Here is a 14,576-nt window from a genome sequence, read left to right on the forward strand (position 1 = left end):
ATCGATAAAGGCACTGGCTTTTAACACGCTGTTGAGTTCTCAAGAAACGGACACCCACCGCGCTCGATCCGCTCGCGCGTCTCTCGCTCCGGGGCAACCCTTCTATCTTACCGGGATCTTCGCTCCTGTCAATCGGTTCTTTCGAGCCGATCTTCTGGACCTCGCCCATCCCGCCACACGCCAACAGCAGGCGATCAGAAGCGCCTGTCGTTGGTCTTGCGGTGGTGTCCCCCGGGCCGGCCACCTGTGGTGTCCTGCATCCCGTCTGGGCTGACCACTCCAGAGTACCTCCGCTCGAAGCGTGCTTCGAACCGTTTTTCTCCGGGTGGCTTCCCCCGAGGTCGGCCGCCTGTCGGCGTCCTGCTCCCCCGCGGGCATCCAGAACCTTAGGTAACCCCGGAGGAGTCGTCAAATCGGCGTCGGCTCCGATCCGTTGCCCCCTGGGGCGGTGACGCTCACGGGCAGTCAAAGGGCCGGGCCCCCATGCAGGCGACGGTCCTGAGCATGCGCGTGTGCGCGAGACGGGATGTCGGTGCCCGTGTCGGTGGCGTGTCGGTGGCGTGTCAGCGCGGTCCCCGAAGGTCGTTGGTGAACGACGAACGATGGAGACCCACATGGAGCATGTGATCGAGGCCGAGGGGCTTCGTAAGCGGTTCGGGGAGACCCGGGCGCTGGACGGGGTGGACCTGGTGGTTCCCCGGGGCAGTGTGCTGGGGGTTCTCGGGCCGAACGGGGCCGGGAAGACCACGGCGGTGCGGACGCTGGCGACGTTGCTGCGGCCGGACGCGGGAACGGCCCGCGTCTGCGGGTTCGACGTGGTGCGGGACGCCGCGCGGGTCCGCGCGAAGATCGGGCTGACGGGGCAGTACGCGTCGGTGGACGAGGAGCTGACCGGGTTCGAGAACCTGGTGATGATCGGGCGGCTGCTGGACTTCTGCCGGCGGGACGCGCGGGCGCGGGCGCGGGAGCTGCTGGCGCGGTTCCGGCTGACCGGCGCCGGCGGGCGCGCGGTGAAGACCTACTCGGGCGGGATGCGGCGGCGGCTGGACCTGGCCGCCGGGCTGGTCGGGCGGCCCGAGGTGCTGTACCTGGACGAGCCGACGACCGGGCTGGACCCGCGGGCGCGAGGCGAGGTGTGGGACGCGGTGCGCGACGTGGTCGCCGAGGGCGGGTCGGTGCTGCTGACCACGCAGTACCTGGAGGAGGCCGACGCGCTGGCGGACCGGATCGTGGTGTTCGACCACGGGCGGGTGATCGCCGAGGGGACCGCGGCGGAGCTGAAGGCGCGGACCGGGCGGCAGACGCTGGTGGTGCGGGCGGCCGAGGCGTCCCGGAGCGAGCGGCTCGCGGCGATCGTCGCGGAGCTGGTCGGGGTCCGGCCGGAGGTCGGGTCGGGGCTGGTCAGCGTGTCGGTGGACGACGCGGCGGTGCTGTCGGCGCTGGTGCGGCGGCTGGACGAGGCCGGGATCGTCCCGGCGGAGCTGGCGTTGCGGATGCCGAGCCTGGACGAGGTGTTCCTGACGTTGACCGGACACCACGTCGAGGAGAAGCGGATGGAAGGGAGTCTGGTGTGACCGCGGTGGGCGTTGCTCCTCCCCGGCGGGTGAACCCGCGGCGGACGTTGCGGCACGGGCTGACGCTGGCCTGGCGGAACGTCGCGCAGTTGAAGCACTCGCCGGAGAAGCTGCTGGACACGACGTTGATGCCGATCGTGTTCCTGCTGCTGTTCCTGTACGTGTTCGGCGGCGCCGTCGCCGGGGACACGCGGACCTACCTGCAGCTGCTGCTGCCGGGGCTGGTGGCGCAGATGGCCATGTTCGCCACGCAGGGGCTCGGGATCGCGTTGAACGAGGACATCCACCGGGGGGTGTTCGACCGGTTCCGCAGCCTGCCGATCGCGCGCAGCGCGCCGCTGATCGGGACGGTGCTGGGCGACACGGTGCGGTTCTTCGTGATGATGGCCGTGCTGACCGGGTTCGGGATGCTGCTGGGGTTCCGGTTCCAGACCGGTCCGGTGTCGGTGCTGGCGGGGTTCGCGCTGGCGTACGTGTTCTATCTGGCGGTGTCGTGGCTGTCGGTGATCGTGGGGCTGCTGGCCCCGACCCCGGCGACCGTGCAGGGGCTGACGTTCGTGCTGGTGATGCCGTTGACGTTCGGCAGCAGCGTGCTGGTGCCCGACACCTCGACGATGCCGGGGTGGCTGGAGGCGTGGACGAAGGTCAACCCGGTGTCGCATCTGGCGGACGCGGTGCGGGCGCTGACGATCGGCGGGCCGTTGGGCGACCACGCGTGGTGGACGCTGGGGTGGGCCGCGGGGATCGTGGCGGTGGCGTTCCCGGTGGCGATGTGGCTGTACGGGAGGCGTGCCTGAGTTCAGGGGCGGACGGCGAGGGCGTCTTCGCCGGTGGCACCGTGGCCTCGGTCGTAGGCGGCGGTGAAGGCGTCCTCGCCGAGGGCCCGGCGGGTCGTGTCCCGGACGCGGCGGGAGTCGACGCCCAGCGGGTCGGTGTGGCCGCGCAGCAGGTCGGCCATGCCGAGCAGTTCGGCGGCGCGGGCGTGGTCGCCGCGGGCGGCGGTCAGCGCGGCCAGGCCGTCGAGCAGGACGGCGCGGGTCGGGCGGCCCAGCAGCGGGGTGGTCTCGGCGAGCCGGAACGCCTCGGTGTGGGCGCGGGCGGCCTCGGCCAGGTCGCCCCGCTGTTCGGCGAGGCAGCCGCGTTTGCTGTGGGCGACGGTCAGGACGTGGAGGAAGTCGATCCGGTGGCGGTGTCCGAGCAGGGTCCGGGCGCGTTCCAGGGTGGCGTGGGCGGCGGTGAGGTCTCCCTGGTCGCGTTCCAGGTCGCCGAGCGCGAGCAGGGCGTTGGCGGCGTCGGCGTACTCGCCGATGCGTTCGGAGGCGCGGATGCCGCGTTCGAGGTCGCGGCGGGCCCCTTCGAGGTCGCCGAGCGCGGCGCGGATGCGGCCGAGGTCGGCCAGCAGGGTCGCGCCCTGGTCGGGGCTGATGCGTTCGGTGGCGTAGCCGTGGGCCTCCTCGGCGTAGCGCAGGGCGGCGCGCAGGTCGCCGCGGGCGACGGCGGTCTGCATGAGGCCGTTCAACGCCATGATCATGCCCCAGCGGTCGCCGAGGGCGGCGAAGCCGGCCTGGGCGCGGGTGACCTTGGCGGCCGCGTCGTCGATGTCGCCCGCGTTGAGGGCGGTGTAGGCGAGCACGACGGACACGACGGCGTGGACCCAGGGGTCGGGGTGGTCGCCCAGCGTCGCGAGGCCCGCGTGCATCTCGCCGATCTCGTTGGTGAACAGGTTCGCCAGGTGCGGGGCGAGGGCGAGCGCGGGGTGGCGGGGCCGGCCGGGCAGGTGGGCGACGGCCTTGCCGATCGCGGCGCGGGTCTCGTCGGGCGGGGTCGGCGGGTCGCCGATGACGCCGTCCATCAGCGCGGCGACCAGGCGGCAGAGCGCGTACTCCTCGGCCAGGCCGGGGGGCGGGGTGTCGCCGGCCAGCGCGGCGGCGGCGGTGGCCCAGCCGCCGAACTGGATCTCCAGGTCGACCATGAACCAGTACCAGGCCAGGTTTCCGACCAGGCGCAGCAGGGTGCGGACGTCGCCGGTGTCGCGGACGTGGCGGAGGGCGGCGTTGCAGTTGTCGCGTTCGGTGGTGAGGCGTTCGGACCAGCGGAGCTGGTCGCGGCGGCGCAGTCCGGGTTCGGCGCGTTCGGCCAGGGCGGTGAAGTGGGCGGCGTGGGCGTCGCGGGTCCGGCGGGTCTCGCCGGCCTCGGCGAGGCGGTCGGCGGCGTAGACGCGGACGGTCTCCAGCAGGCGGTAGCGGGGTTCGGCCGCGCCGTCGGCCATGACCAGGGACTTGTCGACGAGGGAGGCGATCACGTCGAGGGCGGCGGGGTCGCCGGGGGCGCAGACCTCGACGGCCGCCTCGGGGGTCGCGCCGCCGGCGAACACCGACAGGCGGCGCAGGACGGCGCGTTCGGCGTCGTCGAGCAGGTCCCAGCTCCAGTCCACGACGGCGCGCAGGGTGCGGTGGCGGGGCAGGGCGGCGCGGTCGCCGCCGCGTAGAAGGCGGAACCGGTCGTCGAGGCGGGCGGCGACCTGCGCGGGGGTGAGGGAGCGCAACCGGGCGGCGGCCAGTTCGATCGCCAGGGGGATGCCGTCGAGGGCGCGGACGATCGCGACGGTGTGCGGGGCGGTGGCGTCGTCGACGGTGAAGCCGGGGCGGACGGCGGCGGCGCGGTCGGCCAGGAGCCGGACCGAGGGGTAGCGGAGGGCGTCGGCGGGGGTGGCGTCGGGCGGCGGCAGCGGCAGGGACGGGACCGGGCACAGGGACTCGCCGGTGATGCCGAGGGGTTCGCGGCTGGTGGCCAGGACGCGCAGGCCGGGCGCGGCGGCCAGCAGGCGGCCGGTGAGTTCGGCGACGGCGTCGACGAGGTGTTCGCAGTTGTCGAGGACGAGCAGGGTGGTCTTGGGGGCGAGCAGGTCGGCCAGCCGGTCGGCCGGGCGGGTCGCGGCCAGCGTCTCGGAGGGGCGGACGATCTCGGTGACGCCGAGCGCGGCCAGCACGGCGGGGGCGAGGTCGCGGGCGTCGCTGACGGAGGCGAGCGGGACGAACCACACGCCGTCGGGCACCGCGGTGACCAGCGGCGCGGCGGTCTCGGCGGCCAGGCGGGTCTTGCCCGCGCCGCCGGGGCCGGTGAGGGTGACCAGGCGGGCCTCGCGCAGCAGGGCGGCGACCCGGGCGGACTCGGTCTCGCGGCCGACGAAGCTGGTCAGGGCGGCGGGCAGGTTGGTGCGGGGGTGTTCGCCGGGCGGCGGGGCGTCGCGCAGGACCGCCAGGTGGACGGCGGCGAGTTCGGCGGACGGGTCGGCGCCCAGGGTGTCGGCGAGGCGGGCGCGGACGTCCTCGTAGACGCGCAGGGCGTCGGCCTGGCGCCCGGCGGCGCGCAGTGCCCGCATGTGCAGGGCGCGCAGGCGTTCGCGCAGGGGGTGGGCGGCGGTCAGCGCCTCCAGCTCGGGCAGCAGGGACGTGGTCTCGCCGGCGGCGAGGGCGGCGTCGGCACGGTCCTCGCGGGCGGTGAGGTGGAGTTCGGTGAGGCGGGCGACGGGGGCGGCGGCCCAGTCGGCGTCGGCGACGTCGGCCAGCGGCGCGCCGCGCCACAGGTCGAGGGCCGCGCGGAGGGCGGCGGCGCGGTCGGCGGGGTCGGTGCGGGCGCGGGCCGCGGTGATCGCGTGTTCGAACGCGACCGCGTCGACATGGGCGGGGTCGAGGGTGAGGCGGTAGCCGCCGGGGCCGTGTTCCAGCAGGTCGTGGCCGAGGGCGGTGCGGAGGCGGCGGACCAGCGCCTGGAGGGCCCCGGCGCCGCCCGCCGGGGGCGCGCCGTCCCACAGGTCGTCCAGGAGGCGGTCGACGGAGACGGCGCGGCCGGGGTCCAGGGCCAGGCGGATCAGGAGGGCGCGCAGGCGGGTGCCGTTGACGGCGACGGGACGGTCCGCGCCGTCCCGCACCTCCAGCGGCCCCAGAACGCCGATGCGCACGCCGCGCCCCCTTTTCCGCCCTCAACGTCCCGAAGCTGGGATCGTGACCGCATGCATCGGGAAACACTCGTGGTGAACGGTATCGAGGTTATTGCCCTCTGCGACGCCGTCGGGCCGATGGGCTCGGCGCTGCGGCGGCCCCTGCCCGAGACGTTCCCGGGCGCCGCCGACGGGCTCTGGGAGCGGGTGCGGGAGCGGGAGCCGGGGGCGTTCGGCGCGGACGGCGGATGGCGGCTGCATTTCCACTGTTTCCTGCTGCGGGGCGCGGACGGGGCGTTGACGCTGGTGGACACGGGGATCGGGGGCGCGGACTCGCCCGCCGCGCTGTGGGCGCCGGTGCCGGGGCGGCTGGTGGCGGCGCTCGCGGAGGCGGGGGTCGCGGCGGGCGAGGTGGGGACCGTGGTGCTGACGCACCTGCACAGCGATCATGCGAGCGGGGCGGTGGCCGGGGGCGCGCCGGTGTTCCCGAACGCCCGGCACGTGGTGCAGGCGCGGGAGCTGGCGGCCGTGGACCGGGTGATGGAGGAGCGCGTGGTGGAGCCGTTGCGGGACCTTCTGCGGGTGGTCGAGGGGACGGTGCGGCTGAGGGCGGGGGTGGAGGTCGTTCCGACGCCGGGCCACACCCCGGGGCACCAGTCGGTGGCCGTGGGGGACGTCCTGGTGTCGGGGGACGTGGTGCTGCATCCGGTGCAGCTCGCCGATCCGCGGGTGCGTTACGTGTACGACGACGATCCCGGGCGGGCCGTGGAGACGCGCGTGGCGGTGCTGGAGGGGCTGCGCGCGCGGGGCGGGGTGCTCGCCGCGCCGCATCTGCCGTCGCCGTTCGTCCGCGTGGAGTGAAGGGACGGAACGAAAGGTGTGGTCCGTGTCAGCTGGGTAGGGCTCGTTCCGACGCGAAAGGGGGTTCTGCGGCGGATGCCCAGAGCGCAGATCAAGAACGAGAAGACCTACCAGAAGCTCCGCGACAAGGGCGAGAGCAAGGAGAAGGCGGCGCGGATCGCCAACGCGCAGGCCAAGGAGGGCGAGTCCACGGTCGGCCGCAGGGGCGGCAAGAGCCCCTCCTACGACGACTGGTCCAAGGACGACCTGCTCAAGCGGGCCCGGGAGATCGGCATCAAGGGCCGTTCCTCGATGAACAAGTCCGAACTGGTGAAGGCGCTGCGCGACCACTGAGCGCGGCGAACGAGAGGAGCGGCGGGGCCTCGGCCCCGCCGCTCCTCTCGTTCGCTCACTCCCTCTCGATGTGCATCGCGCTCTCCTCGGCGGTGAAGCCCGACTCGTCGGCGGTCTCGTGAGCGACGGCGTCCTTCTCGGTGTCGGGGCCGATGCCCTCGTTGTCCTCGACGATCCGGCCCGCGGGTTCGATGGGCTCGTTCGGCGGGATCGGGACCTCGGGCTCCTCGCGTTCCAGCCGCCGCGACAGCGGCTCGCCCTGACGCATCTCCTCGACGGTCGTGCCGTACTCGTCCAGCGTCATGGAGCGGTCGCCGGGCAGCACCATTTGTTGCGGGTCCTCGGCCCACTGCTGCTGCGGGGTGCCGTCCTGGAGGTCCGGGATCCCGTCGTCCTCAGGGGTCGTGGCGCGGCGTTCCGGTTCGTACTCGGTCATCGTGATCCCCCTTTCTCACTACCGCCGTTACCCGGCTGACAGATCCCAACCACCGGTCACGGCCGTCCCGGGGGATGCGACGGCGCAGGACGGGTATGCGCCGCCCGAGACCCTTCCGAAGGAGGCCGACCACATGAACACCGTGATCGACACCGCGCGCGAGACCAAGCGCCGGTACACCGGGGGCGCCGACCGGCCCCTGGGCTCGTATCTGGTGACGCTGACCGTCTACGGGCTGGCCGCCGGGACCGTCGCCCTGCTGGCGCGGCGGCGCGGGGAGATGCCCCGGGTGGGACCGGGCGACCTGGCGTTGATGACCGTGACCACGCACAAGCTCGCCCGGATGATCACCAAGGACGCGGTGACGAGCCCGCTGCGGGCCCCGTTCACCCGGTACGAGGGGACCTCGGGCCCGGCCGAGCTGGCCGAGGAGGTGCGGCACGAGGACGGGGTCCGGCACGCCCTGGGTGAGCTGCTGACCTGCCCGTTCTGCACGGCGCAGTGGGTGGCGACCGGGTACGCGGCGGGGCTGGCGCTCGCGCCGGAGGCGACCCGGCTGGTCGGGGCGACCATGACCGCCGTGGCGGGGGCCGACTGGTTGCAGCTGGTGTACGCGAGGCTCCAGCAGGCTGCCGAGAAGTGATTTTACGTTTGAGCCGATTACCGCGGGTACGGCCGCGGCATGGATCTGTCATTCCTCAAACCGCTGTACCGTCGGCCCGGGCCGGTCGCGTCGGTGTACGCCGACCTGAGCCGTACCACCGAGGACGCCGCCAAGGCCGCCGAGCTGCGGTGGCGGGCACTGCGCTCCGAGCTGGAGGAGCAGGACTGCCCCGAGGACACGCTGCGGGCGATCGACGGGACCGTCACCGGGGAACTGGCCGAACGCCGTTCGGAAGGGTTGGTGCTGTTCGCGGCGGGCGGCGAGATCGTGCACGCCGGACGGCTCCCCGACCCGCCCGCCGTCACGCAGGCCCGGGTCGGGCCGCTGCCCCACGTGCTGCCGTGGCTGACGGCGCGCGGCGAGCGGTTCCCGTACATGGTCGTGGTCGTGGACCGCAAGGGCGGCGCGATCGAGTGCGTCACCGCCGAGGGGGAACGGGAGCGCATCGACGTCCCCGGCGACGAGGACTACCCGATCCGCAAGGTCAAGGCCGGGGACTGGAACCAGTCGCGGTTCCAGCGCTCGGCCGAGGAGACCTGGAAGGCCAACGCCAAGAAGGTCGGGCGGGAGGTGGACCGCGCCGCCCGCCGCGTCCACGCCGAGGTGATCATGATCGCCGGGGACGTGCGGGCCCGCAACGCCGTCCTGGAGGAGATCTCCGAGGGGGTGCGCGAGTACACCGTCGAGTCGGACCGGCACGAGATCGGCGATCCGGAGCTCCAGTCCGAGCTCAGCCGGGTCCTGGACCTGAAGTGCGCCGAACGCGTGTTCGCCGTCGCCGAGCGGTTCGAACGCGAGCTGGCGCGCGGGGAGCGGGCCGTGGCGGGCCTGCCCGCGACCGTCGAGGCCGCCCGCAACGGGCAGATCGAGGCGCTGCTGCTGGACGACGCGGACTCCCCCGCCCGGCTGTGGGTCGGGCCGGAGCCCGACCAGATCGCGACCGACCCGGAGGAGCTGCGGCGTTACGGCGTGGACGACCCTCGGGAGGAGCGGGCGGACGCGGCGCTGATCCGCGCGGTCGCGTGCACGGACGGCGGCCTGGTGATCGTTCCGCCGAGGGACTCCGACGCCGGACTGGGCTTCGGGGCCGTCCTGCGCTTCACCGCCACCCCCTGAAACGGAGAAGGGGCGGCGATCCGGAGATCACCGCCCCTTCCGGGTCCTTCGGGGGTCCGGGGGCCGTCCACCGGCCCCAGGCCCGAGGTGGAGCTATGGGGATTCGAACCCCAGACCTCCTCCATGCCATGGAGGCGCGCTACCAACTGCGCCATAGCCCCTTGCTCGCCACCGCTCGCGGCGACAGGGAAAAGCTTAGAGCATTCCGGGGTGCGCTTCGGACGGTTTATCGCCGCGTGGCGGTCCGGAACGCGGAAGAGGCGGTGATCCGGAGATCACCGCCTCTTCCCGGTGGTGGAGCTATGGGGATTCGAACCCCAGACCTCCTCCATGCCATGGAGGCGCGCTACCAACTGCGCCATAGCCCCTTGCCCGTCACCGCTCGCGGCGACAGGGAAAAGCTTAGGGCATCGGTGGAGGTGGTCAGGACACGGTGGTCACAGGCGGACCAGCATCTTGCCGGTGTTGGCGCCGTTGAGGAGGCCGAGGAACGCGTCCACGGCGTTGTCGATGCCCTCCACGACCGTCTCCTCGGTGTACAGGTCGCCGTTGGCCAGCCATTCGGCGGCCTTGGTGAAGTACTTGCCGGCCAGGTGGGCGTGGTCGCCGACGATGAAGCCGCGCAGCGTCAGGCGCTTGCCGATGGCGAGGGCCAGGTTGTCGGGGCCGGGGACCGGGCCGGTCGCGTTGTACTGGGAGATCGCGCCGCACAGCGCGACCCGGCCGTGGGTGTTCAGCGCCGCGATCGCCGCGCGCAGGTGGGCGCCGCCGACGTTGTCGAAGTAGACGTCGACGCCGTCGGGCGCGGCCTTGGCGAGCTGGCCCTCCAGGTCGCCCTCGCGGTAGTCGATCGCCGCGTCGAAGCCGAAGGCGTCCACGACCTTGGCCGTCTTGGCGGGGCCGCCCGCCGAGCCGATCACCCTGCTCGCGCCCAGCTTCTTCGCGATCTGCCCGGCGATGCCGCCGACCGCCCCGGCCGCGCCGGAGACGAACACCACATCGCCCTCCCTGACCGGGGCGACCTCGGTCAGGCCCGCGTAGGCGGTCAGGCCCGGCATGCCGAGGGCGCCCAGGTAGGCCTGCGGGGACACGCGCGTGGTGTCGATCACGCGGGCGCGGTCGCCGTCCAGCAGGGCGTGCTCACGCCAGCCGAGGCCGTGCAGCACGACCGTGCCGACCGGCGCCTTCTCCGAACGCGACGCCACCACCGTGCCGACCGCGCCGCCCTCCATGGCCTCGCCGAGCCGGAACGGCGGCACGTAGGACTTCACGTCGTTCATCCGGCCGCGCATGTACGGGTCCACCGACATCCAGTCGTTGCGGACCACGACCTGCCCCTCCCCCGGCTCCGGGACCGGCACCTCGGCCATCTCGAAGTCCGAGTGCTTCGGCTCCCCCACCGGGCGGGTGACCAGACGGATCTCACGGGACATCACGAACCCCTCTCACATTTGTGTGTGCACACACAGGTTATGAACGCGTGCGCCTGCACACAAACCACCTAAGCTGGACCTATGGCCAAACAGCTCGCGGACGCCGACCTACCCCCCTCCGACCTGGCCTTCTATGGCCTGGTGTGGGCGGGGAACACCCTGACCGCGCAGGTCGGCCGCGAGCTGGTCCGGCGGCACGACCTGCCGTTGTCGTGGTTCGAGGTGCTGCTGTGGCTGTCCTACCAGGACGGCCCGGTCTCGGTGTCGGACCTCGGCGCCTGCACGATGCTGAGCCGCAGCCAGGTGTCGCGCGTGGTGGAGAGCCTGCGCGAGCGCGGCCTGATCGAACGCGCCCGCTCCGAGCGCGACGCCCGCGCCGCCGAGGTGGCCCTCACCGCGCGGGGCCGCGCCGTGTTCGCCGAGGCCGACGCGACCCGCCGGGAGGCGCTGCGGGACACGTTCGGCACGCTCGACGAGGAGGACCTGAAGGCCCTGGTGCGGGTCTGGTCCAAGCTCAAGCGCCCCTGACCGCCCCCTGACCGTCCCCGGGCGTCAGAGCCAGCCGAGGCGCTCGGCGACCTCGTCGGGGCAGTAGCCGCGCGCCCCGCCGTCGCCGATCCACACGATCCCGTCCGCCTCGGCCACGGCGCTGATGGCGTGCTCCTGGGGCAGGCGCGGCTGGACGGCCAGCCGTACCTCCATGCCCGGATCGAAGCGCCGCAGCGCGTCGATCAGGTCGGCCACCGTGACCTCACGCTTGGCACCCCTGCGATGTCGTCCCATGTCCGTCCAGTTCCCCGCGTTCCGAAGCTGAACGTAAGGAAACCATCGCCGACGGACTGCTTCGTCCATCCGCAGGGGCTCAGACCTGCGGAAACATCGTCAGGAGGGGGGCACGAACGTGGTCTCGGAAAGTCCTGGCGCGCCCGTGGCGAGCGCCAGCGCGGCGGCGGCCTCGGCGGCGGCGGCCGTCACCCGGCGCACCGGCCACCAGCCGGGCGGGCCCTCGCCGGACACGACCGCCGCGAGGATCTCGCGGGCGTCCGGGCCAAGGCCGCCGCGCACCGCGTCGGCCGCCTTGTCCGCGTCCGCCGCCCCGGCGAGGGCGGTCTCGACCCAGCGGCGGGCCCGGTCGCGGGCGACGGGTTCCAGCCGGGGGTCGTCGCCGTCGAGGTCGGGCAGGTCCGCCGCCATCGCCCCGGCGGCCTCGGCGCTCACCCGCGCGACGGCGGCCAGCGCGCGCATCCGCACGGCCTCGTCGGCGTCGTCCTCCTCCACCAGGAACAGGCTGGCGCTGTCGGCGGCCTCGGCCAGCAGCCCGGCCGCCAGCTCCTCCGGACCCCGGGCGAACTCCGGATCGACCTCCTCCAGCGCCGCCAGCGCGGCCGCCCGGCCCAGGACCTCCAGCACGCCCCGGACGCGGTCCGGCAGGCCCTCGCCCGGCCGCAGCGCCTCCTCCAGCATCCCCAGCATGTCCCCGAACGCGTCCACCCCGCTGGGGACGTCGATCTCGGTCTCGGCCAGCGCCCGCGCGAAGTCGGTGAGGGCGTCGGCCACCGGGGCGGGCACCGGCGCCTCGCGCAGCGCGGCGGCCAGCGGCGCCGCGCCCAGTTCGACCAGCGCGCTGTTGACGACGTAGCGGAACTGGTCGATCCCCTCGACCAGGCCCTCGACCAGCCGCCGGCCCTCCGGGGCGTCCAGCAGCCGCCCGCGCCGCAGCGCCAGCCACACCGCCGCGTGCGCGGCGGCGGCGTTGCGGGTGTCGGCCAGGTCCTCCGCCGTGGAGAACTCGATGATCGCGACCTCGCGGGCCGCGAGCAGCGCGACGAGGTCGTCCTCGTCCACCAGTTCCGCCAGCAGGCTCCACGGGCCCGGGACGTGGGACCGGCTCTGGGCGAGGGTGGCCAGGGCCCGCAGGCCCGCCCACAGCAGTTCGCGCTGCCGCCGGACGGCGTTCCAGCCGCGCGCGTCGGGGCCCCGGCCCGCCGTCTCCTGCCAGTCCAGGTGGTGGTCGGCGGTGAAGGCCTCCATCAGGTCCCGGCCCGCGACCAGGTCGTCGTCGGTGCGGGCGGCGGCCTGGCGGGCGCGGTGCAGCAGGTCGCGGGCGAGTTCGGGGCTGCCGCCGCCGCGCGCGACCAGGGGGCCGCCGCGCGCCTCGGCCGGTTCCCGGCGGGCGGCGGCGATCAGCAGGGGTCCGAGCACGTCGACGAGTTCGCGGTCCCAGGGGTGCTCGGCGGCTCCGGCCACCACGTCCTCGGGGGCGACGACCGGCTGGCTCGACCGCAGCACGGGGTTCCACAGCGTGCGGACGGCTCCGGCGAGCAGGTAGTGGGCGGCCAGCGGCAGCGCCTGGTCGTCCAGCAGCGCCGCCAGCGGGCGGCGTCCCACCGGCAGTCCCTCCTCGGGCGGCGGCAGCCAGTCGGCGTCGCCGTCGCGGGCCCCGGTGACGGCGGTGATGCTCATCCCGGACACGGTGCGGTCGACGAGCCCGGGGCTCCAGGTCGTCAGGTAGCCGGTCAGCGTGGCGGCCGCCAGCCAGGCCCGCTCCACGTCCTCGACGTCGAGGACGACCCGTACCCGCGCGCCGCCGGAGTGCCCGAGCACCTGGTAGTCGAGGACGCGTTCGGGGTCGGCGCGGACGCCCCGGCGCTCCTCCTCGATCGCGGCCGCGAGCGTGTCGAGCATCGGGAGCAGGTCCCCCTCGTCGGGCGGCGGCCCGGCGAGATCGATCTCCACCAGATACGGCATCGCGTTCCCTCGTTCGCGGTCGTGAACCGCCGAAGGGCGGCGGCCTTCCGGCCGCAGACCACCCTAGCCCCAGCTACAGGAAAGGGGCGGGAGGGCGGGGGCGGGTGGCGGGGGCGGGCGGGTGGGGGTGGGCGGCGGAACCCGGGGGGTTCCGGGGGGTCGCCCCCCGGGCCAACACGACGAAGGACCAGCGGGGAAAGCGACGAAGATCGCTGACCACACTGGCCCTGGGTCTGGAGTGGAGCTATGGGGATTCGAACCCCAGACCTCCTCCATGCCATGGAGGCGCGCTACCAACTGCGCCATAGCCCCGTGCTCTGCGGTGGGCGTTCACCCCCGCAGTGCTCCGCCAGCATATCGGACTTCGGGCGGGAGTTCGAACGGGTTGGGTGGGGGTCGGGGGTCAGGCGCCGTTGTCGGTGCGGTCGTCGGACAGGACGGGTTCGGGGAGGGTTCCGGCGTTGTGTTCGACGAGGCGCCAGCCGCCGTCGCGCATTTCGGCCAGGACCGACCAGCAGCAGTTGGAGAGGCCGCCGAGGCGTTCCCAGACCTGTTCGGGGAGGCCGAGCATGTGGGACATGCCGAGCCGCAGGGCCGCGCCGTGGGAGGCGACCACGAGCAGGCCGGTGGGGGGCAGGGCGGCGGCGGCGCGTTCCAGGGCGGTGCCGACGCGCTTGGCGACCTGGGCGCTGGTCTCGCCGCCGGGGGGTTCCCAGCGGGCGTGTTCCTCGGGGTAGCGTTCGCGGATCTCGCGGGCGGTGAGGCCTTCCCACGCGCCGCCGTCGCGTTCCATCAGGTCCGGGTCGTGGTCGACCGGCAGGCCGGTGACGGCGGCCAGGGCCTGGGCGGTGGCGGCGGCGCGTTGGAGGGGGGAGGCGAGGATCGCCGTGGGGCGCAGCGCGGCCAGCAGGCGGGCGGCGTTCGCGGCCTGGTCGAGGCCGGTGTCGTCCAGCGGGATGTCGGTCTTGCCCTGGAAGCGGCGTTCGACGTTCCAGGAGGTCTGGCCGTGCCGCCACAGCACGAGACGGCGCTTGCCGGGAACGCGGTCAGTCACGCGCGCTCCCCACGGCGCGGCCGCGCTGCTCGGCGTGCGCGTTGACGTGCTCGGGAAGCGGCAGGGTGGGGCAGTCCTTCCACAGCCGTTCCAGGGCGTAGAAGAGCCGCTCCTCCTCGTGCTGGACGTGCACGATCACGTCGATGTAGTCGAGGAGCACCCAGCGGCCGTCCCGCTCGCCCTCGCGGCGGACCGGCTTGGCGTCGGCCTCCTCGCGCAGGCGCTTCTCGATCTCGTCGACGATGGCGCGGACCTGGCGGTCGTTGGGCGCCGAGCAGAGAACGAACGCGTCGGTGATGACGAGCTGCTCGCTCACGTCGTAGGCAAGGATGTCGTCGGCCAGCTTGTCGCCCGCCGCCTCGGCGGCGATCCGGACGAGCTGCGTGGCTCTGTCGGATGCGGTCACGGTGCGCTCGC

Annotated in this window: 14 protein-coding genes and 3 tRNA genes; 7 read left to right on the forward strand and 10 right to left on the reverse strand. The window is 73.9% G+C overall.

Translation table 11 applies throughout. The features are described from left to right. Positions 1 to 614: 614 nt before the first annotated feature. Positions 615 to 1,574 carry an ATP-binding cassette domain-containing protein gene (locus HNR61_RS40090; RefSeq protein ID WP_182848387.1) on the forward strand — a complete coding sequence of 320 codons (960 nt, stop codon included), beginning with the start codon at positions 615 to 617 and terminating at the stop codon, positions 1,572 to 1,574. Beyond that, entirely contained in the window at positions 1,571 to 2,371 is an 801-nt protein-coding gene (locus HNR61_RS40095) for an ABC transporter permease (RefSeq protein WP_182848388.1), read from the forward strand. The genes HNR61_RS40090 and HNR61_RS40095 overlap by 4 nt, the downstream gene beginning before the upstream one ends. 2 nt (positions 2,372 to 2,373) lie before the next feature. On the opposite strand, the gene HNR61_RS40100 is transcribed toward HNR61_RS40095, so the two are convergent. Beyond that, positions 2,374 to 5,535 carry an ATP-binding protein gene (locus HNR61_RS40100; protein ID WP_182848389.1) on the reverse strand — a complete coding sequence of 1,054 codons (3,162 nt, stop codon included), beginning with the start codon at positions 5,533 to 5,535 and terminating at the stop codon, positions 2,374 to 2,376. A 51-nt stretch (positions 5,536 to 5,586) separates the two neighbouring features. Between HNR61_RS40100 and HNR61_RS40105 the strand changes: the two genes are divergently transcribed. Together HNR61_RS40105 and HNR61_RS40110 are read left to right on the forward strand one after the other, a co-directional pair. Beyond that, a complete protein-coding gene (locus HNR61_RS40105) occupies positions 5,587 to 6,375 on the forward strand; it encodes an MBL fold metallo-hydrolase (protein ID WP_246444832.1) in 789 nt (262 codons plus the stop codon). A gap of 75 nt (positions 6,376 to 6,450) precedes the next feature. Further along, on the forward strand, positions 6,451 to 6,708 hold the full coding sequence (locus HNR61_RS40110) for a DUF7218 family protein (RefSeq protein WP_067832811.1): 258 nt from the start codon (positions 6,451 to 6,453) through the stop codon (positions 6,706 to 6,708). Between the two features lie 55 nt (positions 6,709 to 6,763). On the opposite strand, the gene HNR61_RS40115 is transcribed toward HNR61_RS40110, so the two are convergent. Beyond that, positions 6,764 to 7,144, reverse strand: a complete 381-nt coding sequence (locus HNR61_RS40115) for a DUF5709 domain-containing protein (protein WP_182848390.1) — start codon at positions 7,142 to 7,144, stop codon at positions 6,764 to 6,766. A 133-nt stretch (positions 7,145 to 7,277) separates the two neighbouring features. On the opposite strand from HNR61_RS40115, the gene HNR61_RS40120 reads away from it, so the two are divergent. Both HNR61_RS40120 and HNR61_RS40125 read left to right on the forward strand, forming a co-directional pair. Next, on the forward strand, positions 7,278 to 7,787 hold the full coding sequence (locus tag HNR61_RS40120) for a DUF1360 domain-containing protein (protein WP_182848391.1): 510 nt from the start codon (positions 7,278 to 7,280) through the stop codon (positions 7,785 to 7,787). A gap of 39 nt (positions 7,788 to 7,826) precedes the next feature. Further along, positions 7,827 to 8,924 (forward strand): baeRF2 domain-containing protein, encoded by a 1,098-nt coding sequence (locus tag HNR61_RS40125; protein WP_182848392.1) that lies wholly within the window; start codon positions 7,827 to 7,829, stop codon positions 8,922 to 8,924. Positions 8,925 to 9,012: 88 nt separating this feature from the next. Here HNR61_RS40125 and HNR61_RS40130 read toward each other — a convergent pair. From HNR61_RS40130 to HNR61_RS40140, 3 genes are all read right to left on the reverse strand, one after another. After that, positions 9,013 to 9,085, reverse strand: a tRNA-Ala gene (locus tag HNR61_RS40130). 131 nt (positions 9,086 to 9,216) lie between these two features. After that, positions 9,217 to 9,292: transfer RNA gene (locus HNR61_RS40135), tRNA-Ala, on the reverse strand. A 69-nt stretch (positions 9,293 to 9,361) separates the two neighbouring features. Continuing rightward, on the reverse strand, positions 9,362 to 10,357 hold the full coding sequence (locus tag HNR61_RS40140; protein WP_182848393.1) for an NADP-dependent oxidoreductase: 996 nt from the start codon (positions 10,355 to 10,357) through the stop codon (positions 9,362 to 9,364). Between the two features lie 81 nt (positions 10,358 to 10,438). Here HNR61_RS40140 and HNR61_RS40145 point away from each other — a divergent pair, with 81 nt between their 5' ends. Continuing rightward, positions 10,439 to 10,885 carry a MarR family winged helix-turn-helix transcriptional regulator gene (locus tag HNR61_RS40145; protein ID WP_182848394.1) on the forward strand — a complete coding sequence of 149 codons (447 nt, stop codon included), beginning with the start codon at positions 10,439 to 10,441 and terminating at the stop codon, positions 10,883 to 10,885. A gap of 24 nt (positions 10,886 to 10,909) precedes the next feature. Here HNR61_RS40145 and HNR61_RS40150 read toward each other — a convergent pair whose 3' ends face one another. From HNR61_RS40150 to rsfS, 5 genes are all read right to left on the reverse strand, one after another. Then, entirely contained in the window at positions 10,910 to 11,101 is a 192-nt protein-coding gene (locus HNR61_RS40150) for a hypothetical protein (RefSeq protein WP_182848395.1), read from the reverse strand. A gap of 138 nt (positions 11,102 to 11,239) precedes the next feature. Further along, positions 11,240 to 13,105 carry a hypothetical protein gene (locus HNR61_RS40155; protein ID WP_182848396.1) on the reverse strand — a complete coding sequence of 622 codons (1,866 nt, stop codon included), beginning with the start codon at positions 13,103 to 13,105 and terminating at the stop codon, positions 11,240 to 11,242. Between the two features lie 239 nt (positions 13,106 to 13,344). Next, positions 13,345 to 13,417, reverse strand: a tRNA-Ala gene (locus HNR61_RS40160). A gap of 91 nt (positions 13,418 to 13,508) precedes the next feature. Then, positions 13,509 to 14,159, reverse strand: coding sequence for a histidine phosphatase family protein (locus HNR61_RS40165; RefSeq protein ID WP_182848397.1), 651 nt, complete (start codon positions 14,157 to 14,159; stop codon positions 13,509 to 13,511). Continuing rightward, on the reverse strand, positions 14,152 to 14,565 hold the full coding sequence (gene rsfS / locus HNR61_RS40170; RefSeq protein ID WP_067829491.1) for a ribosome silencing factor: 414 nt from the start codon (positions 14,563 to 14,565) through the stop codon (positions 14,152 to 14,154). The genes HNR61_RS40165 and rsfS overlap by 8 nt, the downstream gene beginning before the upstream one ends. Between the last annotated feature and the right edge of the window lie 11 nt (positions 14,566 to 14,576).

Origin of the sequence: Actinomadura kijaniata, from assembly GCF_014138665.1 — a bacterium.
Taxonomy (GTDB): Bacteria; Actinomycetota; Actinomycetes; order Streptosporangiales; family Streptosporangiaceae; genus Spirillospora; species Spirillospora kijaniata.

Excerpts from the sequence above, each read along its gene's own strand:
- HNR61_RS40115 (WP_182848390.1), bottom strand. The coding sequence starts at position 7,144 with ATGACCGAGTACGAACCGGAACGCCGCGCCACGACCCCTGAGGACGAC.
- HNR61_RS40155 (WP_182848396.1), bottom strand. The coding sequence starts at position 13,105 with ATGCCGTATCTGGTGGAGATCGATCTCGCCGGGCCGCCGCCCGACGAG.
- HNR61_RS40120 (WP_182848391.1), top strand. The coding sequence starts at position 7,278 with ATGAACACCGTGATCGACACCGCGCGCGAGACCAAGCGCCGGTACACC.
- HNR61_RS40125 (WP_182848392.1), top strand. The coding sequence starts at position 7,827 with ATGGATCTGTCATTCCTCAAACCGCTGTACCGTCGGCCCGGGCCGGTC.
- HNR61_RS40140 (WP_182848393.1), bottom strand. The coding sequence starts at position 10,357 with ATGTCCCGTGAGATCCGTCTGGTCACCCGCCCGGTGGGGGAGCCGAAG.
- HNR61_RS40090 (WP_182848387.1), top strand. The coding sequence starts at position 615 with ATGGAGCATGTGATCGAGGCCGAGGGGCTTCGTAAGCGGTTCGGGGAG.
- HNR61_RS40110 (WP_067832811.1), top strand. The coding sequence starts at position 6,451 with ATGCCCAGAGCGCAGATCAAGAACGAGAAGACCTACCAGAAGCTCCGC.
- HNR61_RS40145 (WP_182848394.1), top strand. The coding sequence starts at position 10,439 with ATGGCCAAACAGCTCGCGGACGCCGACCTACCCCCCTCCGACCTGGCC.
- HNR61_RS40105 (WP_246444832.1), top strand. The coding sequence starts at position 5,587 with ATGCATCGGGAAACACTCGTGGTGAACGGTATCGAGGTTATTGCCCTC.